The following is a 25,531-nucleotide window of genomic DNA, read 5'->3' on the forward strand; positions in this document are numbered from 1 at the left end:
ACTTTCATCGAAGAGAAGAAACAGGGAGGTTTGCTCTTGGCGCTGCCGGATCGATTTGAGGAGAATGCCGATATAGCGCGACGCTTTCCGGATCTGCATCCGGCGCTCGGGCCACAGCAGGCGGTCGTGGAGTCGAACCGCTGCCTGAACTGCTTCGACGCTCCCTGCACCGCAGCTTGCCCGACACATATCGATGTCCCCGGATTCATTAAGAAGATCGCTTCGGGAAACCTGCGCGGCTCAGCCACACGAATCCTGGAAGCGAACGTATTGGCAGCAAGCTGTTCCCGAGTGTGCCCCGTAGAGGTGCTATGCGAAGGCGCATGCGTCATGCATCACTACAACCGGAAGCCAATCGAGATCGGAAGATTGCAGCGGTTTGCAATGGAGAGCTTCTATGCGAGTGGCGCGGCGATTCCCAAGCGCAATGTCCCGGAGCGGTCCGAGAAGATTGCATGCATTGGTGCTGGACCCGCATCCTTGGCCTGTGCCGCAGAGCTGAAGCAACAAGGCTTCCAAGTCACAGTCTTCGAGCGGCGGGCGTTGCCAGGTGGATTGAACACATACGGAGTAGCCGAGTACAAGCTACGGACAGCCGACAGCCTGCGCGAGATCGAGATGATCCGCGAACTGGGAGTGGAGTTTCGCGCAGCGGAGGTTGCGGACGAGGCCGCACTGGTGAAGTTGGAGCGCGAGTTCGATCTCATCTTCCTGGGAGTAGGCTTGGGAGCGATGCACAAGCTGGATCTTCCTGGAGGCGATCACGCCGGAGTGGTCGATGCGCTGGAGTTTATTGCGAGCTACAAGCTGGGCGAGCCTCTGCCAGGTGTAAACAGCGTCGTGGTGATCGGAGCCGGAAACACAGCGATCGATGCCGCCGTGGCAGCAAAACGGTTGGGAGCCGAAGAGGTAAAGATCCTGTATCGGCGAGATGCACGGAATATCTCGGCGTTCGGCTTCGAGTTCGAACATGCGAAGCAGGAAGGAGTTGAGTTTATTTGGCGCACGCAGCCTAAAGCTGTATCAATTGGCCCAGATGGGAAGCTTCATTCCCTTCTGTGCGTACATACGGAGTTGAATGAAGTGGGTGAGTTGATGGGAACAGAAGATGCGGAGTTTACCGTTCGATGCGATATGGTGATTCCAGCCATCGGCCAGTCTCCACTGATCGAGTTTCTTGCGAAGCTCCGGGGACTGGCCGTCGAGCGAGGCCGCATCGTAATAGAGCGAGCTACGGGTGCAACCTCTAACGCCAGATACTTCGCAGGTGGGGATTGCGTAAACGGCGGACGCGAGGTAGTAGATGCGGTCGCGGATGGGAAGAGGGCAGCGCTGGGAATTGTAACTTCCCTAGCTTCAAGAACGGCGGTGCTCCGTGGCTGATTTGACGACCAACTTTGCGGGGGGAATTCGGTGCCCGAATCCATTCTGGCTGGCCAGCGCACCACCGACGAACTGCGGCGAACAGATTATGCGCGCCTTCGATGCGGGTTGGGGCGGAGCAGTTTGGAAGACGATCGGAGAGCCGATTACGAATGTGAGTTCCAGGTACTCGTCCATCGACTGGGCGGGACAGCGGATGATGGGTTTGAACAATATCGAACTGATCAGCGACAGGCCGATTGAGGTAAATCTGCGCGAGATCACAGAGGTCAAGAAACGATATCCTAAACACGCAGTGGTCGCATCGTTGATGGTGGAGACGAAGCGTGAGGCTTGGCACGATATTGTGGCGCGAACAGAAGATGCCGGAGCAGATGGGCTGGAGTTGAACTTCGGTTGTCCACATGGAATGAGCGAGCGCGGAATGGGGTCCGCGGTGGGACAAGATCCCGTATATGCCCAGATGATCACGGAATGGGTAAAGGAGCGAGCACGAACTCCAGTGCTGGTAAAACTGACCCCGAACATCACCGATATTCGAGTGGCAGCCCGAGCGGCGAAGAGAGCGGGAGCAGATGGGCTCTCGGCGATCAATACGATCAACTCCATCACCGGCATCGATCTGGATACGTTCGAGCCAAGGCCCATGGTTGATGGCAAGAGCTCACATGGAGGATACTGCGGGCCCGCGGTGAAACCAATCGCACTGAACATGGTTCAGCAGGTGATGGCGGATGAGATGTCCGCTCTGCCGATGTCTGGAATTGGAGGTATCGGCAATTGGCGCGACGCCGCGGAGTTCTTTCTCCTCGGTGCTGGAACCGTGCAGGTATGCACCGCAGCGATGCATTACGGCTATCGAATCGTTGAGGACATGATCGATGGGCTCAGCAATTGGATGGATGAGAAAGGTTTCGCGACAATTGAAGATTTTCGCGGTCTCAGCCTGTCGAAGGTGACGGACTGGAAGCATCTCAACCTGAACTACAAGATCGTCGCTCATATCAATGAGTCGCTCTGCATCGGGTGTGATCTTTGCCATATCGCTTGTTGGGACGGAGCTCATCAGTGCATCCATCTCGATCGGGTCGACGGAGTTCGAGACGGACATGTAGAGGTACATGATCCTCCATCTGTCTTCGAAGCTAGAAGCAGGGCAAGGATCGCGGTCACGCCCATCCCGAAGCTGGATCCGCCGACGAATGGGCATGGCCCTTTTACCGCACCGTTGGAGAGGATTCCGCGGGTAGACGAGACGGAGTGCGTGGGGTGCAACCTGTGCTCGCTCGTATGCCCGGTGGAAGGATGCATCACGATGGAGGAGAGGCCAACCGGATTGGCACCACAGAGTTGGGACGAGAGGGTCAAGACCGGGCTAGTAGCCTCCGGCGCGGTCGAGGAGAGCATCTGATGGGCACACTGATCACCAACGGCAAAGTAGTCACGGCAAGAGAGACCTTTATCGCCGATGTGCTGGTCGAGGGCAGAGCGATTGCGGAGGTGAGAGCGGGCATCGATCCAGCGGGGCACACGATAGTGGATGCTGCAGGGATGCTGGTGCTGCCTGGCGGGATCGATGTGCATACACATTTAGATATGCCGTTTGGAGGGACGACGAGCGCCGACGATTACGAGTGGGGCACGCGGGCGGCCGCGATTGGCGGCACGACGACTGTGATCGACTTTGCTCTACAGACGATAGGCAAGCGAATGCAGGAAGCATACGCGACGTGGAGGAAGAAGGCTGAGGGAAAGGCCTGCATCGACTACGCACTGCATATGGCGGTGACCGATCTGGGCAAGGATGGCGCATGGATCGACGACGTCGATGCGATGGTGCGCGAAGGAATTACGAGCTTCAAGATCTTTATGGCGTATCCGGGCGTGCTGATGGTGGATGACGCGACGATCTTCGAACTGATGCAACGAACGGCACAACTGGGAGCGCTGGTATGCGTCCACGCGGAGAACGGCACAGTGATCGATGCGATAGTGCACCAGGCGCTGGCGGCAGGAAAGACCGGTCCACTGCACCATGCGTTGACACGACCCACCGTGGCAGAGGCAGAGGCCGTACATCGGGTGGTAGCGCTGAGTGAGCTAGCCGGAGCGAAGGTATATATCGTGCATGTATCGAGCGAGGATGCGATGCGCGAGGTGGAGGCGGCACGCAAACGAGGGCTGCCGGTGATGGGCGAGACCTGTACGCAGTACCTGGTGTTATCGATCGAGGACGACATGGGGAAGCCGGGATTTGAGGATGCGAAGTACGTGTTCACACCTCCGCTTCGAGAGAGAAAGAACCATGCTCCGCTGTGGGAGGCACTGCGGCAAGATGTGTTGCAGGTGGTCTCAACCGACCACTGTCCTTTTCGCTTTGCAGACCAAAAGACGCTGGGGCTAGGCAACTTTACCAAGATACCGAACGGCGGCCCGGGAGTGGAGAACCGAATGCAGTTGATATACCACCACGGCGTGAATGAAGGGCGCATGACATTGGAGCGATTCGTGGAGGTGACAGCTGAAGCTCCGGCAAAGATCTTCGGGATGTATCCCAGGAAGGGCGTGATCGCGGCGGGAAGCGATGCAGATCTATTGATCTGGGATCCGCAGGCAGAGTACACGATAGAAGCGGTGACGCAGAGCATGCATACCGACTACTCGATCTTTGAGGGCTTCAAGGTGAAAGGAAATGTGCGGCAGGTATTTTCGCGCGCCGAATTGGTGGTGGAGAATGGGCGGTTTCTGGGTAAGGTTGGACGCGGAGAGTATCTGAAGCGTGAGTTAGGAGCCAGTGTATGAGTGACCTCGCTGGACATCGCGCTGCAACGGGGCTGTACAACGACGACCTTGCTCCTACGACGCCCGAGCAGCGGACCTGGGGAACGTATAACTACGTTGCGCTTTGGTTCTCAATGTCGATGGAAGTAACGACCTATATGCTGGCGTCTTCACTGATCGCTGGTGGGATGAACTGGAAGCAGGCAGTGGGAACGATCCTGCTTGGAAACCTTATTGTGCTGGTGCCGATGCTGCTGAACGCACATGCAGGCGCGAAGTACGGCATTCCATTTCCTGTCTTTGTGAGGGCGAGTTTTGGATTGCGCGGAGCGAATATTCCGGCGTTGTTGCGAGCGGTTGTGGCTTGTGGATGGTTCGGAATCCAGTCCTGGATTGGTGGACAGTCGATCTCCGCAATGGTGAATGTACTGTGGCCGGCGACCGAGAAGATGCCGTGGGTTCTTTGGACTTGCTTTCTGGGCTTTTGGCTGTTGAATATGGTGGTGGTTTGGCGAGGGGTGGAATCTATCCGCTTTTTGCAGAGTTTTTCCGCTCCGTTTCTGCTCACGATGTCGCTGGTTCTGTTGGGCTGGATGGTACATCAGGCGGGCGGCTTCGGACCGATGTTGTCCGCGCCGAGCAAGTTCCAAACGACTGGGTCATTTCTGCACTTCTTCTTTCCCATGCTGACGGCAATGGTGGGATACTGGGCGACGCTGTCGCTTAATATTCCAGACTTTACGCGATATGCGAAGTCGCAGGAGTCGCAGATCGTCGGGCAGGCGTTCGGACTGCCAGTAGCGATGGCTCTGTACAGCTTCATCGGAATCGCTTGCACTTCGGCTTCGACGGTAGTGTTTGGCGAGCCAATCTGGAGTCCGATCACTTTGCTGGGAAGGTTTCATCAGCCTCTGGTCGCATTTCTGGCTCTGATCAGTATCTTGATCGCAACATTGAACGTGAATATCGGAGCGAATGTCGTCTCGCCTTCGAATGACTTTTCAAACCTTGCACCGAAGTTGATCAGCTTTCGGACGGGTGGGTTGATTACGGGATTTCTTGGGTTGGCGATGATGCCGTGGAAGCTGATGGAGAGCTTTGGCAGCTATATCTTCGGGTGGTTAGTAGGCTACTCGGGTCTGCTGGGGCCGGTTGCCGGGATCATGGTGGTGGATTACTTTTTTATTCGTGGGACGCGGTTGGATGTTGAGTCGCTGTATCGGCGGGGAGGACCGTATGAGTACAGCAACGGGATCAATCCGCGGGCGGTTGTGGCGCTGGTCTGCGGAGTGTTCGTGGCGTTGATCGGGCTGTTTGTGCCTTCGCTGCGGTGGCTTTATGACTATGCCTGGTTCGTAGGCTTCGGGTGGGCTGCGCTCGTGTATCTGGGGCTGATGCGTGGGATAGCGCCAAGGGTGATGGCCCAAGATGACACCATCGACGATAGCGTTGAAAAGGCGCGTGTTTCTTGACTCAACTAGCATTTCAGGGTACTTTTTGAATATGAAGTTGAATCTCACTCTCCGCGCTGCGTGTTGCGACTGTTGTCGTTATGCCGTCGCTGCGTGGGTGTGACTTTCTGCTAACAGGCTAAGCCTTCTAAGTTCAGAATCTTTCGAGACCCACGCAAAGCCGATTGGCTGCGTGGGTTTTCTATTGACCGCAGGTTTGTATGACGAATCGATTCAGGATGGAACTCGACTGGACTGCTGGACGCGCGGACGGATGCGGCGCGTTCCGGTGTTGTTGTTGTCGATAGCCTGAGCGTTTTCGTTCCTTTCTTTCATTTTTGTAACTGGTCTGCCATGCGTTTCGTTGTATGGCATCTCTGGAGAGATATCTTGCTACCCCTTTTTCTATCTTTATCGCGTTTTGTGGCCCGTCCTTCTCGTATCGCCTCGCTGTCGCTGCTATTAGCTGCTCCTTTAGCGATCAGGGCGCAGGTGGTTGGTGGCTCGATCAGCGGGACGGTGTCGGACTCGTCGGGCGGGCGAATCAGCGGGGCTTCAGTGCGAGTTGTCAACTCGGAGACTGGCACTGAGCGAAAGCTGGTCACGGACCATGATGGACGTTATTCCGCGCCTTCCATCAGCGTTGGAACGTATAAGGTCGTCGCGAGTGGCGCTGGATTCGGGACGCAGGAGCGAAAGGGCATCAGTATCACGGTGGGCCAAAGCACGCAGGTGGATGTGGTGCTGTCGTTAGGCGAGGTCGCGCAGGAGGTGCAGGTGCAGGCCTCTGGAGCGACGGTCGATGTTTCCACACAGCAGACCTCGGGTCTGGTGAATGAGCGGCAGGTGAAGGAGCTGCCTCTGAATGGGCGGAGTTACGACCAGTTGATTACGCTCAATCCCGCGACGGTGAACTATACGGGACAGCGTTCGGGTGGAATTGGAACCTCCAACTCTTCCGTCGGAAACATGTTCTCTATCTCAGGACGACGACCGCAGGACAATCTGTTCCTGCTGAATGGGATCGAGTACACGGGAGCTTCGCTGATCAACGTCACTCCGGGCGGAACGAGTGGACAGTTGCTGGGAGTCGATGCTGTTCGCGAGTTCAACGTGGTGTCGGATAGCTATTCGGCTAGCTTCGGCAAGCGACAAGGATCGCAGATCTCGATTGTGACCGCGGGCGGAACAAACAATCTGCATGGTTCGGCGTATGAGTTCATTCGGAACTCGGCGCTCGATGCTCGGAACTACTTCGACCAGGCGCAGACGAACGGGCGACGGCTTCCGGAGTTCCAGAGGAATAACTTTGGAGGCTCGCTGGGCGGACCGATCCGAAGCAACAAGCTATTTCTGTTTGGTAACTACGAGGGTTACAGACAAAATCTGGGGCTCTCGGACGTGACGTTCGTTCCGGATGCTCAGGTGCGTCAGGGGTTCTTCCCGGATGCGAATGGGGTTTACAAGCCTACGACCCTGGGTGCAGGCGTTGCTCCGCTGTTCAACCTGTGGCCGACGCAGAATGGCCCGGAGTTGCTGGACAGCAACGGGCATCCGACGGGAATCGCGCTGGCGTTCTCCAGTCCGAAGCAGAAGATTCGCGAGGACTTTGGGACGACGCGCTTCGACGCCAACCTGAGCGGGAACGATCTGCTGTTTGCGGTGTATACGATCGATGACTCGACCGCGAATACTCCTACGCAGAATCCTCTGGCGCAGATCGACGAGAGCCTGCGAGAGCAGGTGCTGAGCGTGCAAGAACAGCATGTGTTCAGTCCGCGGCTGCTGAATACGGCGCGTATCGGATTCTCGCGGGCTTCGTTTTATTTCATGGGAACGTCGACTCCTTTGGGTGGAGCGAATGTTCCGGGATGGGTGCAAGGCAAGCCGATTGGAGCGATCGTAATCGCGGGATCGACGGCCTCGAACGGCAGCTCGCAGATTACGGGCGCGGGCGCGAATGTCGGCGCGAACAATGCGACGGCGCGGAACCTGTTCACCTTCGACGACCACATCTTCTACACGCGAGGCAAACACCAGATTGAAGCAGGTGGATGGCTGCAAAGACTGCAGTCGAACGACAACCTTGCACAGAATCAGTTTGGGCAGGCGTCGTTTACCACGCTGCAGACGTTTTTGGCGGGAACGGTTGCTACGTTCTCGGAGGTGCCGGCGCCTACGGGCCTTGGCTGGCGGTCGTGGATGGGAGCCGGATACCTGGAGGATACGGTGAAGTTGACGCCTCGGTTGGAGGTGCGGGCTGGGATTCGGTTCGAGTCCACAAACGGCTTCAACGAGGTGCAGGGCCGAGCTTCGCGGTATGGCTTTACGAACGGCGTGATCGACACGAATCCTACGGTTGGTTCCTCGGGACTGACGACGAACAAGGCAAAGTTTTTGCCGGAGCCTCGAGCGGGCATCGCCTGGGATGTCTTCGGAAATGGTAAGACGGCGATACGCGGAAGTGTGGGGCTGCATCACTCCCTGCTGGATAACCTGGACTATCGTTTTGACCAGTCGGCTCCGTTCAATACGACGCTTTCCCTGAAGAACGTGGCGGTGTCGAGTTTGAACATTACGCCTTCGACTACGGCGGGAGCTGGAGCTTTGGTTTCGCCTTCGAATGTGCAGCCGGATCTCGCTACGCCAGCGGTGGTGAGCTGGACGTTCAAGGTGGAGCAACAGGTGGCTCCGAACACGTCGCTGACCGTGGCTTACATCGGGTCGCATGGATATAACCAGATCCTGTCGGGCGACCAGAACGAGCCAGCGACGGTGACGTGCCCGAATCCGGCTTGCCCTGCTTCGTTGAGCGTGGGGACGGTGTTCTATCCGAATACGACCAAGGCGAATCCGTTGGTGGCCAATACGACCTCGTGGTTCAGCGCGGGAATCAGCAACTACAACGCGCTGGAGGTGGATCTGCGGAGGAACTTCGCGCATGGGCTGCAGTTTCGGGGAAACTACACGTTTGCCAAGAACCTGGACAACGGGTCGGCGTGGAATACCAGCGTGTCGGCGAATACTCCGGCGTTTGTGAGCGTCCCTACGATGCCGGGACTGGACTATGGCCGGGCGGCGACGGATCTACGACACATTGGAGCGGTCAACGGGACGTACGAGCTTCCGTTTGGGCGGAACAAGATGTGGGGCTCGAACCTGAGGCCGCTGGCGGAGCGTGCTGTTGGCGGCTGGAGCCTGAGCGCGATTGGGAACTTCCAGTCGGGCTTCCCGTTCTCGCCACAGCTTGGGTATAACCCGACGGGTTCGGGAGATACGCGTAATCCGGTGCGGCCGAATGTGAATCCGAACTTTCACGGAAATCTGTATCCGCATACGGTGACGAAGTGGTTCGATCCGGCTGCGTTCTCGGCTCCGCTCTCTACGACCAACTCGTCCGGGACGATTACGGGCGGCGCGGTGGGAAATCTGGGACGCGATACGCTGGTGGGTCCGGGGCTGACGGAGCTGGATATGTCGCTGCTGAAGAACACGCGGTTCCGGGAGCGGATCAATACGCAGTTCCGGGCGGAGTTCTTCAATGTGCTGAACCATAGCAACTTCACCACTCCGAATCCGATTGTGTTTTCGGCGCTGAATACGACCGCGTCGTCCACGGCTGGAGTAATTACGGCTACGGCCACCAGTTCGCGGCAGATTCAGTTTGGGCTGAAGGTGAGCTTCTAGGGGGTACCCCCAGGGGGGGGCGCAACTCGCTCATTCCAATGCGCTTAGCGAACCAGGCCCCCGGCAAACCGGTGCATCGAAAGGGGTTATGCCCAAATACGTGACAGGGAAGGGGTTATGCGCCGCGGGATGCTCGGTGGCTCCTGCAAATTGGTAAAGAACAAATGATGCTGTCCGCACTGAGCGGTGTTTTGACTTCTACTTCTATTTTAGTAAGCGAAGCATAACTAAAGTGCCACTTGGAGATCGTTGATTTGGAAGGGGTTAGGTGAGTTTGGGGCTTGACACGGTGTTTTCCTGAGGTATTTGAAGGAGAGTTTTGTAAGTGGTTGTTTGGACTTGAGTTGTGAAGGAGATCCGTGAGAGGCGGACAGAGGCATCGATGTTCCTACGATCCTCGTTTGTCCGTGGTCGCGAAGCAACTTGATACTCTAGTGCAGCCCCCATGAAACGCTCCTCCCAAGTCGCCGCACCCCTTTTAGCCGCGGCTGCCCTCGCCATGGCGACCGGATGCCGCAAGCCTGAGATGCAGCGCTGTGTCGACGAGCAGAACCATGTTGTGGACGACAAGCTCTGCGCTACCCAGCAGACCCAACAGACACAGCAGCGTCCTGACGGCCACGGCGGCTTCATCCCTTTCTTGTTCATCCCTTACCACTACTACTACGGAGGCTGGGGCGGATACGGCCTTGGCAGTACCGTAGGCGGCGGCACCTTTACCCCGATGCAGGGCCGCAGCTACGCCACCAGTTCGGGACGCACGACCCGCGGCGGCTTCGGGAGCTCCTTCTCTTCAGGCGGAGCCCACGGAAGCAGCAGCGGAGGAGAATAATGCAACGCATCCAGATCACTCCCCGCACCGACTGGCAGCAGAAGGTAGAGACCGCCGGCCTGCTCTTCCACACACTCGAAGACGGTACGCCGTACTGGGACGAGTCCGCTGCCTACCAGTTCACCGCCGCCGAGATCGATACCCTTGAAGCCGGTGGGAACACCCTGCAGGAGATGTGCCTGGCCGCCGCGCAGCACGTCATCGACAACAAGCGTTATGCGGAGCTCGACATTCCCGCCGAGGCGATTCCGGCCATCGAGTGGGCCTGGAACTCCGAACCTCCTGCGCTGTATGGGCGATTCGACATCAGTTGGGGCGGAGCGGCCAGTGGCCAAGCGCCCAAGCTGCTGGAGTACAACGCCGATACTCCGACGTCCCTGATGGAGGCCGCGGTTATCCAGTGGAGCTGGCTCGAGGAGGTGGGACCGAAGCTCACGACGCATAGCTTCCTTCCCTTCACCGCCGCCAAGCCGGACCAGTTCAACTCGCTCCACGAGAAGCTGATCGCCAAGTGGCGGGACATCGGATCGTACCTGGTTCAGCCGGTGTACTTCGCCGCGCTCGACAATCCTGAAGACCAGTTGACCCTGACCTATCTTCGCGACACCGCGCAACAGGCCGGGCTCGAGACCCTGCAGATGTTTATGGAGGAGATCGGCTGGAACGACGAACAGCAGGCCTTCATGGATCCTGATGAAGAGCCGATGCGGTCGATCTTCAAGCTCTATCCCTGGGAGGCCATGCTGGCGGAGGAGTTCGGCCCGCATGCGCTGACCAGCTACCAGAGCGTGACCTCGGCGGTGAACTGGATCGAGCCGATCTGGAAGACACTGCTCTCCAATAAAGGCATTCTTCCGATTCTGTGGCAGCTCTACCCGAACCACGAGCTTCTGTTGGAGGCTCACTTCGAGGGGCCGCAGAGCATGCGCAACTACGTTCGCAAGCCGCTGCTCTCGCGTGAGGGCGCCAACATCACGGTGGTGCGGGACAACGCCACCGTAGCCGCCACGGAGGGCAGCTACCACGGCCGCCAGATCTACCAGGCGCTTGCACCGGAGGCGATCTTCGAACAACGTCACCCTGTGCTTGGGCTTTGGATGATCGACCAGGAGTGTTGTGGCCTGGGCATTCGGGAGTCGTCCGGTCTAATCACCGACAACTTCAGCTCGTTCGTTCCGCACTTTTTCCTTCCCTAAGCCACCCGTTACACTAGAAGCTGGTAGATTCCTCGTCGTCTCCCCGTCTCCAAACCGCACTGTCGCGGCCAACTTTGCTAATGTCCAGCAAAAAGAGGTTCCATTGAAGATCGTTCTCGCCGAAAAAGTCTCGCCCGCCACCCTAGCCGTCTTCCAGCAGGAGCCCGGCTGGCAGATCGTTACCCCTGACCAGATCAAGAACGGATTAGCCGCTGAACTCGCCGACGCAGATGCGTTGGTGGTCCGTTCCGCCGTCCAAGCGGATGCTGCGCTACTCGCCTCCGCCCCCAAACTCCGCGTCATCGGCCGTGCCGGTGTCGGCGTGGACAATATCGACACGGACGCCGCCACGCACCGCGGCATCGTCGTGATGAACACCCCCGGCGCCAACGCCGTCGCCGTCGCTGAACTGACGCTGGGCCTGATGATCTCCATGGCTCGCTCGATTCCCCGCGCCAACACCACCATGCACGGCGCCAAGTGGGAGAAGAAGTCTCTCCAGGGGCAGGAGCTTCGCGGCAAGACGCTCGGCATCGTCGGCCTGGGACGCATTGGGCTGGAGGTTGCACGCCGCGCCCGCGCCTTTGGGATGACTCTAATCGGCTACGATCCCTTTATTGCCCCGGTGATCGCCAGGGAGAACGAGGTTACGCTCGTTCCCATCGATGAGATCTTCAAGGAGTCCGACTACCTGACTCTGCACGTCGGGCTGACTGCGCAGACCGAAGGGCTCATCAACGCCACTTCGCTTGCCATCATGAAGAAGGGTATTCGCATTGTGAACTGTGCCCGCGGCGAACTGATCGTCGAGGAGGCGTTGGCCGATGCTCTCAAGTCCGGGCATGTGGCTGGCGCTGCTCTGGACGTGTTTCACCAGGAGCCGCTGAAGAACTCACCGTTCTTCGAGCTTGATAACGTCATCCTTTCGCCTCATATCGCCGGTGCTACCGACGAGGCGCAGGAGGCTATCGGTATCCAGCTGGCCATGCAGGTGCGCGACTACCTGAAGCTTGGCGTGGTGCAGAACGCCGTGAATCTTCCCTCGCTCTCGCATGAGGAGTACATAGAGGTGGCTCCTTACATCGAGATGGCGGCGCGGCTGGGCCACTTCCTGAGCCACTCTACTCCGGGGAATTTGGAGAATATCCAGATTACGTATAGCGGACGCATTGCTACGGGTAAGACCGACCTGATCCGGAACGCGGCGATTGCGGGGATCTTCGCGGACTCGGAGCAGGTCAACCGCATCAACGCCGCGGCGATTGCGGCGGAGCGCGGGGTGCGGATCCAGGAGGATAAGAAGGAGTTCACGACGGGCGGAAGCGGCTCGGTGCTCAAGCTGGTGCTTCACTCCTCGGAGGGCGATACGAGCGCGTCTGCCACGGTTCTACATGGCACTTCGCCTCGGCTGCTCTCTTACGATGGCATCGATATTGAGGCTCCTCTGACTGGAACGCTGGTGGCGATCCGCAATCACGACGTTCCGGGCGTCATTGGGCGGATCGGCACGATTTTGGGCGATCATGCGGTCAACATCGCCAACTTCGCGCTGGGGCGGTCGATCCGGTCGCAGCGGGTTCCTCAGGGGCAGGCGCTGGCGGTGGTCCAGATCGACGTTCCCAATGCTGCTGCGGCTAACTCCGCGGTAGAAGCGCTGCGGAAGGTCGAGGCGATCGCCAGCGTTCGGCTTATGGAGTTGGGTAAGCTCTAACTCGTTCGATTGCTGCAAGAACTTACGCCGGTTGGCAATCTTTGCCAACCGGCGTAATCTTCTGTTAGGAGCCACTATGCCCACACGGAATGTGAATCTGACCCCCGAGCTCGATAGTTTTATCACCGCGAAGATCGAAAGCGGACGCTATGAGAATGCCAGCGAAGTCGTCCGAGCAGGCCTGCGCGGGTTGGAACGCGAGGAGAAGGAGTACGACGCCAAGATGGCCGCTTTGACTCGGGCGATTGAAGAGGGCGACGCCAGCGGGATTGCGGAAGGGGATGTCTTTGAGGACATCCTTCAGGAGTTGGGTCTTAATTCGGAAAGAATCGCCTCCTGAGCACATATCGCCTATCCCAGCGCGCTAAGGCTGATCTCAGGGACATCGGCCGATATACCCTACAGACATGGGGAAAGGTTCAGGCCCGGCATTACATCCTTCAGATAAGAGAATGCTGCCAGCGAATGGCCTTCCATCCGCTTCAGGGACGTTCTTATAACACAGCCTTTCCCAATCTTCGCAGGATCGAGCAAGGAAGCCACGTTATCTTCTATCGCGAACACCCGGATGGTATCTTCGTCTCCCGCATTCTGCATAAAAGCATGTTGCCGGAACGGCAACATTTTGAATAGGCGAAGCCGCTCACGGTCATCCCTTATTGGGACTCGAAAGAGACGATAAACTGAATTAGATCGACGCAATCCGAAAGACTGAGCCACCAAACCATGCCTCTCTACGAATACGAATGTACTACCTGCCACAAGCACACTGAAAAGATCCAGAAGTTCTCCGACCCCGAGATTACCGTCTGCCCCCATTGTGGCGGGAAGCTGGAGCGCGTTCTTTCCGCTCCTGCTATCTCCTTCAAGGGTGGAGGGTGGTATGCAGACGGTTATGGGAATGCCAAGCCTAAGACTTCCGGGGATTCGACCCCTACTGCGAAGTCGGACTCGGGGGCGGCTTCGAGCGGTGCTTCTGCTGCTCCAGCGGCTGCTCCGGCTGCGGCTCCTGCCGCTGCGGCTGCTTCTTCGTCTTCCTCCTCATCCTCGGACAAGAAGTAGCGGTCTTGCTCCTGGTTGTCTCCGGGCGTACCTGGCTTAAAGTGGCTTCGAATCAAGAGATGCTGGGGCCATGACTCCTACCCGCTCTTAAATGCAAAGCCCTGCCTTTTCGGCGGGGCTTTTTGCTTCTGGCTCTATTTGTGCAGATGGGTTTGCCTAGGACTCGGTGGAGGGCTGGAGGAGGCTGATGCGGACGCGGTCTACGCGGCGGTCGGTGGAGGCCAGGACTTCGAGGCGGAGGCCGTCTTCTTCGATGACCTCGCCGGGGAGGGGGATGTGGCCGGCGATCTCGGAGACGAGGCCGCCGATGGTGGTGGACTCGTAGTGCTCGGGCAGGCGGAGGGCGGTGGGGTCGTCGCGGGTGTCGCGGGGTTCGCGGTTCTCGATGCGGCGGATGTCGGCCTCGATGTCGGCGGCTTCGTTGTCTTCGTCGCCTGCTTCGTCTTCGGGATCGTGGGGCTCTCCGTCTTCGGCGGGGCGAGTGAGGTGGGGCTTGTGGGCGGGCTCGAACTGGTCGGCGAAGAGGTCGCGGAGACGGGAGAGCTCGAAGGAGCCGGAGACGGTGTAGGCTCCGTTAGGCTCGCGGATGGGGGCGTCGTCGGCCTCGGTGTCGTCGTGCTCGTCGGCGATGTTGCCTACGATGGCTTCGAGGAGGTCTTCGATGGTGACGAGGCCGGCGACTCCGCCGTACTCGTCGATGACGACACGCATGTGCTGCTTCTCGCGCTGCATCTCGCGGAGGAGTTCGGCTACGTTCTTGGTCTCGGGCACGAAGGCGACTGGGCGCTGAATCTGGGCGACGGTGCGGTGGCGGGCCTCGGTGTCGGCGATGTGCAGGAGGTCGTGGGCGAAGGCGATGCCGGTGATGTTGTCGAGGGAGGTGGAGTAAACCGGGACGCGGGAGAAGGCGTACTGATGGATGACCTCGGTAAAGTGCTGCAGGGTAAGGGTTCCGGGGACGGCGATGATCTCGGGACGAGGTGTCATGACCTCGCGGACGACCTTGTCGCCGAACTCGATGACGGAGCGGACGAGCTCGCGGTCGGACTCTTCGAGGATGCCCTCTTCTTCGCCGGCTTCGAGCAGAGCGTCCATGGCCTCTGAGGGGTGCTCTTCTTCCGTGGCGTCCTCGGGCTCCGCGAGGGCGGCGATGGAGAGGAGGAGCTGGAGGAGCATGGTAATGGGAAGGATGATGTAGAAGAGGACTTCCAGAACGACGCGGATGCGGGCGATCCAGAGGCCGCGGGTGCGGGTGAAGAGAAGCTGCGGCACCAGCCGGTCAAAGACGAGGATCAGCAGGACGAGCTCGAAGACGGTGCGAACGATGTCCCATTTTTCCGGGGTGTGGACGAGCGTCGGAAGCAGGGTGGTGTGGGTGTAAAGTCGGAGCCCGGAGAGCAGGGCTAGGGTCGCGATGGTGAGCTGGCGAAGGACGGAGACGGAGAGGGCGACGGATTCGCGGCCGAGGCGGAGGCGGGGTTCGACAACCTCCTCCCAAGAGTCGATGTTGTCCTGGTACTCGCGGGAGAGGAACTTGCCCATCTCGAAGTAGATACGGTCGACGTAGGCGACCAGAGCGAGGATGGCCAGAAGCAGGATGAGGGAGATGCCGTAGATAGGCGTCATCGGCTGGCCTTCCGGATGGGCCTGGTTCGGGGCTTGAGCTGGGGCTTCAGGGGATTGGTGACGCGGTCGATAAGGCTGCCGGGAAGCTTGAGCTTGGCGCGGAGGGAGGACTCGCGAGCGGCCATCTGGCCGGTGTCAGTCTCGTGGTCTTCCCCGGCGAGGTGGAGCAGACCGTGAAGGAGAAGGATCTTTACCTCGACGTCGAGGGGGTGGCCGTAGGTGGCGGCCTGGCGGGTGGCGGTGTCGAGGGAGATGGCGAGGTCGCCGGCGTGCTGAGCCGCGATTTCAGGCGGTGTGGGGAAGCTGAGGACGTCGGTGGCTTTGTTCTTGCCACGGAAGGAGCGGTTGAGGCTCTTGAGCTGGACGTCGGAGGTAAGCAGGACATCGACCTCGCCGGAGAGGCCGACCGCAGTGCGGGCGCGGTTGAGGAAGCGTGTGAGGCTGGGCTTCGACAGCGCGGGGATGGGAGGAGTACTTGGGGGTTCGATGGTGATCATCGGCAGCAAGGAACGAGCCGAGAGCGTATCCGCCCTCTAAGGACGATGGTATCTCATTGGCGGGAGTGATGTGGGAAGAGATCAACCTGCCGCCGTGGACCGACTGCGGTGGACGGCAGAGGCACGCACATTCCTTCCTGAAAGGTACAAGAGGGGTGTTCCCGCCGCATCGCACCCCTCTTGTACTGTCTGGTGGTTCTGAAGCTTCAGTTTGCCACTGCCTTTTCATTCTGTCCTTTGCGGTTAAGCAAAAGACCTGCGATCAAGAAGTAGACGCCGCCAAAGATGGCGTATCCACCCAAGTCTTTGATATGCATCTTCTCCTGGAGTCCATTTACAAGAAATACCGCGCCTGCGAGCGCCGATTGTGCGCCGCTGAGAATCATCGCCCACTGGCCCTTCAGCGACCGGCGACGGGCCAAGCCTACTCCGAGCTGTAACAGACCCGCCAGTAGAGCCCACAGTCCGAATGCAGCGACAGCGTACCGCAGTTGCATGGCGCCAAATACTCCAACGGCAATTGCGGCTGCGGAGCCGAGGAACGCGTTCGCCAGTTGAAGCCCCCTCGATGCCGGCTGGGGATTTAAACGCAGATCCCGTACTGTGCAGACGACATCCCAAACGGGGTAGAGCAGTACGAGAAGCACGCCCAAACGAGGCGAAGCAGGGGCGGTTGCCAGCACAGTGCCGGCCCACGCGATTTGGACTACCGTCCGGGTGAAGTACAGGTTGCGAAGAAAATGTTCTGAGGATCGGGTGCTGTGAGACGTCTGATCTAAAACCATTAGGAACTCCTTTGATCTGCGGTTTCTATGTTGACCTACTAGTTGGTCAACATATACGTTCAAAAAAAAGCTCTCCTAGGCGGAGACAGCTGCCGGAGAAAGACGTTGGAGCGTTGCATCTACGATTTGTGAAAATACAGCGGAGGATTGGTACGCACGAGCAGAGATCATGGCTCCATGCACCGTTGCCATCAGCAGATCTGCTTCCCTGGAGGTAGCCTGTGTCAGGCGAATACTCTTCTGTTTTTCCCCAAGCTCTAGTGTTTGTTGAAGCCAGCGATGGAGATCAGCAAAATGAAACCGAACCTCCGTTGCAACGTCCGCCGGCAAGGACGGCAGCTCCGCGCCAAGCAGGGCTGCAATGCAGATTGGTTCTGTCTTTTTCTGGATGCAGGCCTCCCAATATTTCATGTAGTAGGTCAGGCGATCGAAGGGGTCGGATGCCGCACCATCCATCTGGGCAAGCCCCTCCCCTAGGCGCTGCCGGTGTCTTCTTAGTACAGCTACGACCAAATCCTCTTTCAAGGGAAAGTGATGATGGATCGTCGCCTTGCTTACCTTTACCTCGCTAGCGATGTCGGCGTAGCTGAATGCGGCGTACCCGCGATCCGCGATGAGTTTGTGCGCGACGTCGAGAATCCGTTCTGCTGTTGAACCGGCCATGCACCTATATTACCGACTAGTTGGTAGACATGCAAGCCGGACGCAACTGGTATGAAGATCCCTGGGCGCACCTTCGCCAGGTCAGATAACCTGACGAAGGTGCGACACGCTTTATTTACTGCGGTTTGGGGAGGGGTTTGGACCCTGCGACCAGCGGTGCGCCGGCGAGGGCGGCCTCCCCGATGGGAAGCGGAAGCTGCTGCTGGGCCTTGCCGTAGCTGTCGTAGGCGCGGACGATGCGCTGTACGAGGTGGTGGCGGACGACGTCGACGTCCTCGAAGTGACAGAAGCGAATGCCTTCGACGCCATCGAGGACGTGGAGGGCTTCCAGCAGGCCGGACTTCTTGGGGTTGGGCAGGTCGATCTGGGTGAGGTCGCCTGTGATGACGGCCTTGGAGTTGTTTCCGAGGCGGGTGACGAACATCTTCATCTGCTCGTTGGTGGTGTTCTGGGCCTCGTCCATGATGATGAAGGCGTCGGAGAGGGTACGGCCGCGCATGAAGGCGAGGGGTGCGACCTCGATGACGTTGGACTCCAGGAGCTTATCGACCTTCATGGGGTCGAGGAGATCGTAGAGAGCGTCGTAGAGGGGACGGAGGTAGGGATCGACCTTCTCCTGCAGGGAGCCGGGGAGGAAGCCGAGGCGCTCGCCCGCTTCGACGGCGGGACGGACGAGGATGATGCGGCTGACTTTTTTAGCAACCAGAGCAGAGACGGCCATGGCAACGGCGAGGTAGGTCTTGCCGGTGCCGGCGGGACCGAGGCCGAAGGTCATGTCGGACTGCTCGATGGCCTCGACGTACTTGCGCTGATTGGGAGAACGGGGCTGAACCATGCGTTTGACGCCGGCGGAGCGCTGCTTGCCGGTTTCGACGAGGGAACGGAGGGTGACGGCGGGGTCGGCGATGACGAGCTTGAGCATGCCGTTGAGTTCGCCGTTGTGGAGATTGACTCCGGATTTCCGGAGGGCATCGAAGTCGGTGAAGATACCGGCGACGCGTTCGGTGGCAGCTTGCTCGCCGGTAACGTGGATAGCGTCGGAGCGAAGATCGATGGCGACGTGCAGGCCATCTTCCATGAGGCGGAGGTTTTCGTCGCGGGTCCCGTACAGGGGCTCAATACCGGGGGTGATTTCGATGACTTTTTTATTCAATCTGGGGTCTGACCTCCGTCAGGACGAGCTGGGTTAGGGCTACTGATTGGATGCAATTGATTTGGAGACGAAGCGGACGGGAGGAGGCAGCGCGGAGGGTGCGCTTACTGGACTGCGACGGATTGGCGAGTCGTGCCAAGCGTGTGTCGAAGATGGGCACAGATTAGAACGTGAAGATGAGGGCGTCAAGTGAAATGATGAAGTGGGGCGGAGGGTTGGGGTTGCGTGGCATAGTTTCAGGCCAGAGCTTGGGCATCATTTTAGACATCGTTTGATGCTATTTTATGTGCCTGAACCGAGGACGATCTATGCGGACCACTGTTGCGCTCGATGATGTATTGGTAGCGAAGGCTACTGCTTTCACAGGATTGAACGAAAAGTCGGCGCTGATCCGGGAGGCGCTGAAGGCGTTGATTGAGCGAGAGAGCGCACGGCGGCTGGCCCGGCTTGGGGGGAGCGAACCAGCGTTGATGCCGGTCGTCCGGCGGCGCGAGGTCAAGTGATCCTTATCGATACTTCGGTGTGGGTGGATCATCTTCGCGCTGGGGACGACGCTGTGAAGAGACTACTGGAGACGGGGCAGGTTCTCTCCCATCCCTTTGTGATTGGGGAGTTGGCGATGGGCAGTCTGAAGCAGCGCGAGGTGGTCCTAGGGGCGTTGCAGGATCTGCCAAAGGCAGCGGTGGCGAGCGAGGACGAGGTTTTGGGGTTTATCCGCGACCGTTCGTTGTTTGGGGTGGGGATTGGATATATCGACGCCCATCTGATGACCGCGGTTCAACTGACACCGGATGCGCTGCTCTGGACGCGCGATAGGCGTCTGGCCGAGGTAGCTGCGAGGCTTGCTTCCGGACAGACGCCCTGAGGGGTCGCGTTATTGTGGTGGGGCTACTTCTTGGGCGCCGCGGACGGGGGAACCATGTCGTTGAGGCGGAGGTAGCTGGCCATCTGGGAGTAGTGGTCTTCGAGGTCGTCGGTGAGCTCGAAGAGGGCGCGGGCGCGGGGTGGGTGCGTGTTGCGAAAGTAGGTGATGGTGTCGCCGAGCTTGGCGTCCTGGAGGTTGGTGAGGGCTTTGTCGCAGAAGGTGAAGGAGGACTTGAGGGCCGTGACGAGGACCTCCTTCGAGTCGGTCTCGGAGACCTTGGGGCCGGTGGGGGCGGGGGTGTCGGCGAGCATGGCGCAGACGGCGTTGTTTGCCTGGAGGACGTGGGCGACGATCTTGCCGTAGGTCCACTGGCCGGGGGTGGGGTGGTAGCCGTATTTGTCGGCAGGCATCTGCTCGGCGGCGGCGGTGATGAATTTGGACTGGCGATCGTAGATCTCGCGGGCGCTGGAGACGACGGGATTTGCTACGGATTGAGCATGCAAAACCGGGGAGAGGGACAGACCGATCAGGGTCAGATGAATCAGGATCTTCATGTAGGTTCTTTCTCTATGTTTGGAATAGGTTGGATTGCCCCAGCCTTCGCCTAACCATAGGATTCGGCGGTGTGAGTGTCAATGAGGAGTTTCGGCTATGTTTCGCGGTTGACCTGCGGACAGCCTTTCCGTAGACTTAGTGATTGCAGGGTGTGCGGCGGACTGAATTCAGAACTAAAGACTGAATTGGACCAAGGCTGTGACCGTAACCAGCTTTCTGGCCTGCAACCCAAATTCCCCAGACATCGAGCTATCGATCCGGGCTTAGAGAAGAGAGTTTATGGCAAATCATGTTTCGTCGTTGAAGCGCACGCGTCAGACCATCACCAAGACCGCGGTGAACCGCGCCAACAAGAGCAAGCTGCGCGGCACGCTGCGTACACTGCGCGAGGCGATCGCCGGTGGCGACGCGAAGAAGCTGGGCGAGGTCTATCGCGAGACGGTCTCCGTGCTCGATAAGAGCGTGCAGAAGGGTGTTCTGCATAAGAACACTGCCAGCCGCTATAAGAGCCGTCTGAATGCTCGTGTGAAGGCTGTTGCGACTGCGAAGGCTGCTTAAGATTTAGAGGTTGAATTCGTAAGAGTAGAAGAGCCCAGATTGGCGGATGCCGATCTGGGCTTTTTTGTCATGCTGGCTGGCTGAATTTACTTCGTATTCCGTAGAGGAACGAAGCGCAGCCTGTGCCTACAAGCAGGAGGCTGGCTGGTTCGGGCACCTGACTGGTGACGTTGATCGCTTGATACATGCGTTCACGTTGGAAATCCAACCAAACAATATCCCCGGAAGAGTTCAAGAGTGGGGTAGCGATATCGAAGTTGGCAGTTATAAAAGTGAGGCCAGAAGGAGGCCCTGCATAGGCTCCCGTCGGCTCTCCGTTGGGATTGCCGATGCTTCCGAAGAAGGTACGCCCGTTATTGCAGACGGAAGCACCAGCAATTAGGAACCCAGCGGGAACAGAGCAGGGAGTGCCATTGTCGAAGACGTCAAATGGAGATGTATTCGTCGTGCTTACAAGCGCGCCGTTACTGAAGGTGAGATAGTCACTGAAACTACTCCGGTAAACAACGACGTCGCCTGCTGCGGTAATGCCGAGGAGAGAGCCAAATAGATTATCCGGTCCACTCAAATCGAATATCTGATAGGTATCGGCAGCGGCTGAACCGGAAAAGGTGAATAACGTAGCCACTACTGCAAAGATGACAGCGGCTGACGACAGTTTAAATTTTTTCATGGAATTTACTCTTCCTTTGAAGATCCATCGAACGATTTCTCTGCTGGGCCCATGTGGATCAGACATTAGGCGCACGGGTACGTTCATCACAAGTTAAACCACATGATATGAGCAAAGTAATCGTCCGTTTTCCCGGACCCTTGTTTTGGGCTAATGGGGTGGTTCGTCGGCGCTGGGGGCGGGTGGGTTGTAGAGGGTGGGGGGCTTGCGGGGCTTTTGGGGTTCGTCGGAGGTCTCTGTGGCCGTCACCGGGGAGTCCGCGGGAGATGTGGGTGGCGTTGGGTCGGAGGGGGGAGTGATGGCCTGGCCGGCGTTCTCGACGGTGTCCTGGGAGACCTGCTGGACGGCCGCCTTGTCCGAGTCGCGGGAGCGGGAGAGGAACGAGAGATCGATCATGGCGTTATTGGGCGGAGGGGCGGATGCCTCGGCGAGCTTGAGGGCTTTTTTGTCCGCCGCACCGAGTGGAGGAAGGCGGTAGATCTCGATGGCGCCCTCGCGGACGATGGCCAGCTCCATACCGTCGGGGGAGAAGGCGAAGTTCTGGTTGGCGCGGACGATGGGGTTGCAGTCGAGATGGAGCAGAGGTTTTCCGCTGTCATTTTGATAGACGTCGATGGTTTGGCCGTTGAGCATGGACGGGACGAGGAAGTCGGTCGGGATGGCGGCGGCGTTCATGAGGACGCGGCTGAGGGCAAAGCGGCCGGCGGCGGGAGCGTACTCGAGGTGGGGGGCGACGTAGCTACCGTAGAGGGTCTGCTCCCACATCTCTTCGCCGCGGAGGTTGAATCCGGCGATCTGCTGGCGGGCGGTGCCGCCGTGGCAGCCGAAGCTGACGAACTCGCTGGCGCTGACGAAGACGGGCAGCGGGCGGCAGGTGGAGTCGTAGAGGCTGAGCTCCGTGAGCTTGCCGGTGTGGTCGTGGAAGTCGAAGGCCCAGCGCTGGTGTCCCTGATCGAGAACGTTGAGCATTCCGGAGGAGTTAACGGGTAGTTCGACGATGTTGCGGGAGATGACACCACCGGCGGAGGTGGCGATGACCTGTCCGTCGGGGCTGGCCGGCGGCAGGATGCGGTAGAAGTTGAGTTGAACCTTCGAGGGAGGGGGAGGATCTTCCACGAAGGGCGGAGGCGCGGTGGAGATCGAGGTGGGTGTGGGATCGACGACGGGGAGCGGGTCCGTGCTCTCGATGGTGAGGAGGCTGTTGTCGTGGGAGAGGATGACGGCGACGATGTGGCGGCTGCTGTTGATGAAGGCGCGCTGATCGAAGGCGTGGCCGCGGGCGAGGTTGACCAGGGGCGACAAGGTGGTGAAGGTGTCGCGGTTGCGAAGGAGGAACTGTCCGTGACCGAGGTTCCAGAGGTACTGGCCGTGGTCGTGGAAGAGCCACTCGGTGCGGGCGAGGATGCGTCCGCTGGGGAGCTCGAGGAGGAGGGCGTCGGTGTTGTGGTCCTGGTCGGTCGGCGGGTCGCCGGGGATGCGGCGAATGAGGCGGCGGGCCGCGAAGGTGACGAGGAGGTGGGTGTCATCCACATAGTGGACCGTGAGCATGGAGCTGCCGGCGAGGAGATAGCGGGAGGAGATCGGCTGAAAGCCCAGAGTTTCGAGCGGGATCCGGTTCGCGGGCTGGGGATTTTTGGCGAGGATCGGGGCTGGAGCGAGCAGCGTCAGGAGTGACAAAAGAAAAGTCGGGAGAGTCCTACGAGGAGGACACCCAGGATGCACGGTGGATGAGATGGGAACTGGCATGGCGTTGTGTGCGTACTGGTCCCTTACTGAACGTGCGTAGTCCTACTCTTTCACAGACGGAAGAGAGGAGACAATGGATGCCACAACGGAGGGTCTTCGGCGTGGGCGGTGGATGAGCCTCGCGGAGACATCGTGTGCAGTGATACAAAGGGCTATTGCAGTGAATATCGTTTCGAGGAGGATTGCATGGCGAAGGGGCGGAAGATGTCGAGGTGGTCGAAAGACCTGCACGCGATAGGTCTGGCGGCCGCGATGGCGGCTGGGGCGGCGACGGCGGTCGCACAGAGTGGCACAGCGGCTACAGGTACATCGGACAAGCCGACGCAGGTGTACCTACCGGTCCCGGGCTTCGATGCGACGTCGATGGATACGGCGGCCGATCCGTGCAATGACTTCTACAAGTTCGCCTGCGGCAAGTTCGCAGCGAATCATCCGATTCCGGCGGATCAGTCCGGGGTGGATCAGTTCTATGAGTTATATAACGTCAACACACAGTCCCTCCGCGGAATTCTGGATAAAGCGGCCGTGGGCGGGGCGGGGCGTTCGCCCGATGCGCAGAAGATCGGCGACTACTACAAGGCGTGCATGGATACCGACGCCATCAACCAGAAGGGATTGGCGCCTCTGCAGCCGATGCTGGACGAGATCGACGGCTTGAAGAACAAGCTGCAACTGGCCGGACTGATCGGCAGGATGCAGCGGATGGGCGTGGATGTGTTCTTCAGCTATGGGGAGCAGCAGGACTTCAAGGATGCCTCCAAGCAGATCGCCTCCATCCAGCAGGGTGGACTGGGGCTGCCGGAGAAGGACTACTACCTGCGCGCGGGGGCGAAGGACGAACAGATTCGCAAGCAGTATCTCGAGCATGTGACGAAGATGCTGACGCTGGCGGGAAGCTCGCCTCAGCAGGCGCTGAAGGATGCGACCGCGATTGTGGCGATGGAGACCTCTCTGGCAAAGGCCTCCATGGGCGTGGTCGATCTGCGCGACCCGGAGAAGGTCTACCACCTGCAGCCGATTGCGACCTTCGAGAAGAGCCTGCCGGGGGTGAACTTTAATGCGTTCGAAGAGGGGGTCGCGTCGCCGAAGGTGAGCGAGATCAACAACGCGACTCCGCAGTTCTTCCCTGCCCTGCTGACGACCATCCGAGTGACCGACCTGGATACGCTGAAGGCTTACATGCGCTATCACCTGTTGACGACAGCGGCGGGGCGGCTGCCGAAGGTCTTCGATGAAGAGAACTTCGACTTCTATGGGCGCAAGTTGACCGGCCAGCCGGAGCAGGCAGCTCGTTGGAAGCGCTGCTCGAATGCAGTAAACGGCGCGCTCGGCGAGGCGCTGGGCAAGGTGTACGTAGAGCAGTATTTTGCCGGAGACAGCAAGGCCAAGATGCTGGAGATGGTGCATGACATCGAGGCGGCAATGGGCCGCGATATCGACCAGGTGGACTGGATGTCCGCCCCGACGAAGCTGCGGGCGAAGGAGAAGCTGCATGCGGTAGCCAACAAGATCGGCTATCCGGACAAGTGGCGCGACTATACCAAACTGGAGGTAAAGCCGGACGACGCGCTGGGCAATACGCTGCGGGCGACCGCGTTCGAGAACGACCGCCAGTTGGGCAAGATCGGCAAGCCGGTGGATCACAGCGAGTGGGGGATGACTCCGCCGACGGTGAACGCTTACTACGATCCGAGCATGAACGACATCAACTTCCCGGCGGGGATTCTGCAACCTTCTTTCTATGACAAGAGCGCAGACGACGCGACCAACTATGGTCACATCGGCGCGGTGATCGGGCATGAACTGACCCATGGCTTCGACGATGAGGGCAAGAAGTTCGACGCCAAGGGCAACATGTCCGACTGGTGGACGCCGGAGGATACGAAGAAGTTCGAAGCGCGGACGGACTGCCTGGTGAATGAGTATGGCGGCTTCACAGCAGTCGACGATGTGAAGGTGAACGGCAAGCTGACGTTGGGCGAGAATACCGCGGACAACGGTGGCCTGCTGCTCGCGTACATGGCATACCTGGAGCGGGCGAAGGTGAATGGCGTCGACCTGAATGCCAAGGTGAACGGATACACCGCGCCACAGCGGCTGTACATCGGCTATGCACAGAACTGGTGCGAAAACGCGCGGCCGGAGCAGGTGCGGAACCAGGTGCTGACCGATCCTCACTCTCCGGACCACTTCCGTGCGAATGGCGCGATTGTGAACCAACCAGGGTTTGCGGACGCGTTTGGATGCAAGAAGGGCACACCGATGGTTCCGGCCAATAGCTGTAGGGTCTGGTAAGGCGAGCGCGGA

22 protein-coding genes are annotated in these 25,531 nt (G+C 59.1%); 14 read left to right on the forward strand and 8 right to left on the reverse strand.

What is annotated here, in order from left to right; translation table 11 throughout:
- The first annotated feature begins 36 nt into the window (after positions 1-36).
- The 10 genes from HB393_RS07530 to HB393_RS07580 all read left to right on the forward strand — a co-directional run bounded on the left by HB393_RS07530 (position 37) and on the right by HB393_RS07580 (position 14,103).
- On the forward strand, positions 37-1,383 hold the full coding sequence (locus HB393_RS07530; protein WP_255550899.1) for an NAD(P)-dependent oxidoreductase: 1,347 nt from the start codon (positions 37-39) through the stop codon (positions 1,381-1,383).
- Positions 1,376-2,794, forward strand: coding sequence for an NAD-dependent dihydropyrimidine dehydrogenase subunit PreA (gene preA / locus HB393_RS07535; RefSeq protein ID WP_213804563.1), 1,419 nt, complete (start codon positions 1,376-1,378; stop codon positions 2,792-2,794). The genes HB393_RS07530 and preA overlap by 8 nt, the downstream gene beginning before the upstream one ends.
- On the forward strand, positions 2,794-4,185 hold the full coding sequence (hydA, locus tag HB393_RS07540; RefSeq protein WP_213804564.1) for a dihydropyrimidinase: 1,392 nt from the start codon (positions 2,794-2,796) through the stop codon (positions 4,183-4,185). The genes preA and hydA overlap by 1 nt, the downstream gene beginning before the upstream one ends.
- Positions 4,182-5,636: an NCS1 family nucleobase:cation symporter-1 gene (locus HB393_RS07545; protein ID WP_213804565.1), complete on the forward strand. Its 1,455-nt coding sequence runs from the start codon at positions 4,182-4,184 to the stop codon at positions 5,634-5,636. Before hydA ends, HB393_RS07545 begins: the two co-directional genes overlap by 4 nt.
- Positions 5,637-6,005: 369 nt before the next feature.
- On the forward strand, positions 6,006-9,302 hold the full coding sequence (locus tag HB393_RS07550; protein ID WP_255550900.1) for a TonB-dependent receptor: 3,297 nt from the start codon (positions 6,006-6,008) through the stop codon (positions 9,300-9,302).
- 445 nt (positions 9,303-9,747) lie between these two features.
- On the forward strand, positions 9,748-10,134 hold the full coding sequence (locus HB393_RS07555) for a hypothetical protein (RefSeq protein WP_213804567.1): 387 nt from the start codon (positions 9,748-9,750) through the stop codon (positions 10,132-10,134).
- Complete coding sequence (locus HB393_RS07560; RefSeq protein ID WP_213804568.1) at positions 10,134-11,330, forward strand: glutathionylspermidine synthase family protein; 1,197 nt, start codon at positions 10,134-10,136, stop codon at positions 11,328-11,330. The genes HB393_RS07555 and HB393_RS07560 overlap by 1 nt, the downstream gene beginning before the upstream one ends.
- 103 nt (positions 11,331-11,433) lie before the next feature.
- Positions 11,434-13,041 (forward strand): phosphoglycerate dehydrogenase, encoded by a 1,608-nt coding sequence (serA, locus tag HB393_RS07565; protein ID WP_213804569.1) that lies wholly within the window; start codon positions 11,434-11,436, stop codon positions 13,039-13,041.
- A gap of 76 nt (positions 13,042-13,117) precedes the next feature.
- Positions 13,118-13,381 (forward strand): type II toxin-antitoxin system ParD family antitoxin, encoded by a 264-nt coding sequence (locus HB393_RS07570; protein WP_213804570.1) that lies wholly within the window; start codon positions 13,118-13,120, stop codon positions 13,379-13,381.
- Positions 13,382-13,767: 386 nt separating this feature from the next.
- Positions 13,768-14,103 (forward strand): zinc ribbon domain-containing protein, encoded by a 336-nt coding sequence (locus tag HB393_RS07580; protein ID WP_213804571.1) that lies wholly within the window; start codon positions 13,768-13,770, stop codon positions 14,101-14,103.
- Between the two features lie 156 nt (positions 14,104-14,259).
- On the opposite strand, the gene HB393_RS07585 is transcribed toward HB393_RS07580, so the two are convergent.
- From HB393_RS07585 to HB393_RS07605, 5 genes are all read right to left on the reverse strand, one after another.
- Positions 14,260-15,729 (reverse strand): hemolysin family protein, encoded by a 1,470-nt coding sequence (locus HB393_RS07585; protein ID WP_213804572.1) that lies wholly within the window; start codon positions 15,727-15,729, stop codon positions 14,260-14,262.
- Entirely contained in the window at positions 15,726-16,226 is a 501-nt protein-coding gene (gene ybeY, locus HB393_RS07590) for an rRNA maturation RNase YbeY (RefSeq protein ID WP_213804573.1), read from the reverse strand. The genes HB393_RS07585 and ybeY overlap by 4 nt, the downstream gene beginning before the upstream one ends.
- Before the next feature lie 206 nt (positions 16,227-16,432).
- Complete coding sequence (locus HB393_RS07595) at positions 16,433-17,011, reverse strand: hypothetical protein (RefSeq protein ID WP_213804574.1); 579 nt, start codon at positions 17,009-17,011, stop codon at positions 16,433-16,435.
- A gap of 75 nt (positions 17,012-17,086) precedes the next feature.
- Positions 17,087-17,674, reverse strand: a complete 588-nt coding sequence (locus HB393_RS07600) for a TetR/AcrR family transcriptional regulator (protein ID WP_213804575.1) — start codon at positions 17,672-17,674, stop codon at positions 17,087-17,089.
- A gap of 115 nt (positions 17,675-17,789) precedes the next feature.
- Positions 17,790-18,827 (reverse strand): PhoH family protein, encoded by a 1,038-nt coding sequence (locus HB393_RS07605; RefSeq protein ID WP_213804576.1) that lies wholly within the window; start codon positions 18,825-18,827, stop codon positions 17,790-17,792.
- Positions 18,828-19,135: 308 nt separating this feature from the next.
- Between HB393_RS07605 and HB393_RS07610 the strand changes: the two genes are divergently transcribed.
- Together HB393_RS07610 and HB393_RS07615 are read left to right on the forward strand one after the other, a co-directional pair.
- On the forward strand, positions 19,136-19,330 hold the full coding sequence (locus HB393_RS07610) for a type II toxin-antitoxin system VapB family antitoxin (protein ID WP_213804577.1): 195 nt from the start codon (positions 19,136-19,138) through the stop codon (positions 19,328-19,330).
- A complete protein-coding gene (locus HB393_RS07615; protein ID WP_213804578.1) occupies positions 19,327-19,692 on the forward strand; it encodes a PIN domain-containing protein in 366 nt (121 codons plus the stop codon). The genes HB393_RS07610 and HB393_RS07615 overlap by 4 nt, the downstream gene beginning before the upstream one ends.
- 23 nt (positions 19,693-19,715) lie before the next feature.
- Here the strand turns inward: HB393_RS07615 and HB393_RS07620 are convergent, their stop codons facing one another.
- Entirely contained in the window at positions 19,716-20,246 is a 531-nt protein-coding gene (locus HB393_RS07620; protein WP_213804579.1) for a DinB family protein, read from the reverse strand.
- Positions 20,247-20,526: 280 nt separating this feature from the next.
- Here HB393_RS07620 and rpsT point away from each other — a divergent pair, with 280 nt between their 5' ends.
- A complete protein-coding gene (gene rpsT / locus HB393_RS07625; protein ID WP_213804580.1) occupies positions 20,527-20,805 on the forward strand; it encodes a 30S ribosomal protein S20 in 279 nt (92 codons plus the stop codon).
- Positions 20,806-20,872: 67 nt separating this feature from the next.
- Here the strand turns inward: rpsT and HB393_RS07630 are convergent, their stop codons facing one another.
- Together HB393_RS07630 and HB393_RS07635 are read right to left on the reverse strand one after the other, a co-directional pair.
- Positions 20,873-21,478, reverse strand: a complete 606-nt coding sequence (locus HB393_RS07630; protein ID WP_213804581.1) for a PEP-CTERM sorting domain-containing protein — start codon at positions 21,476-21,478, stop codon at positions 20,873-20,875.
- A gap of 150 nt (positions 21,479-21,628) precedes the next feature.
- Entirely contained in the window at positions 21,629-23,155 is a 1,527-nt protein-coding gene (locus tag HB393_RS07635) for a hypothetical protein (protein ID WP_213804582.1), read from the reverse strand.
- A 255-nt stretch (positions 23,156-23,410) separates the two neighbouring features.
- On the opposite strand from HB393_RS07635, the gene HB393_RS07640 reads away from it, so the two are divergent.
- The gene (locus tag HB393_RS07640; protein WP_255550902.1) at positions 23,411-25,519 is read left to right on the forward strand and encodes a M13 family metallopeptidase; all 2,109 of its coding nucleotides are present in this window, start codon (positions 23,411-23,413) and stop codon (positions 25,517-25,519) included.
- Positions 25,520-25,531: the final 12 nt, after the last annotated feature.

The organism is Granulicella sp. dw_53, from assembly GCF_018449545.1.
GTDB lineage: Bacteria > Acidobacteriota > Terriglobia > Terriglobales > Acidobacteriaceae > Edaphobacter.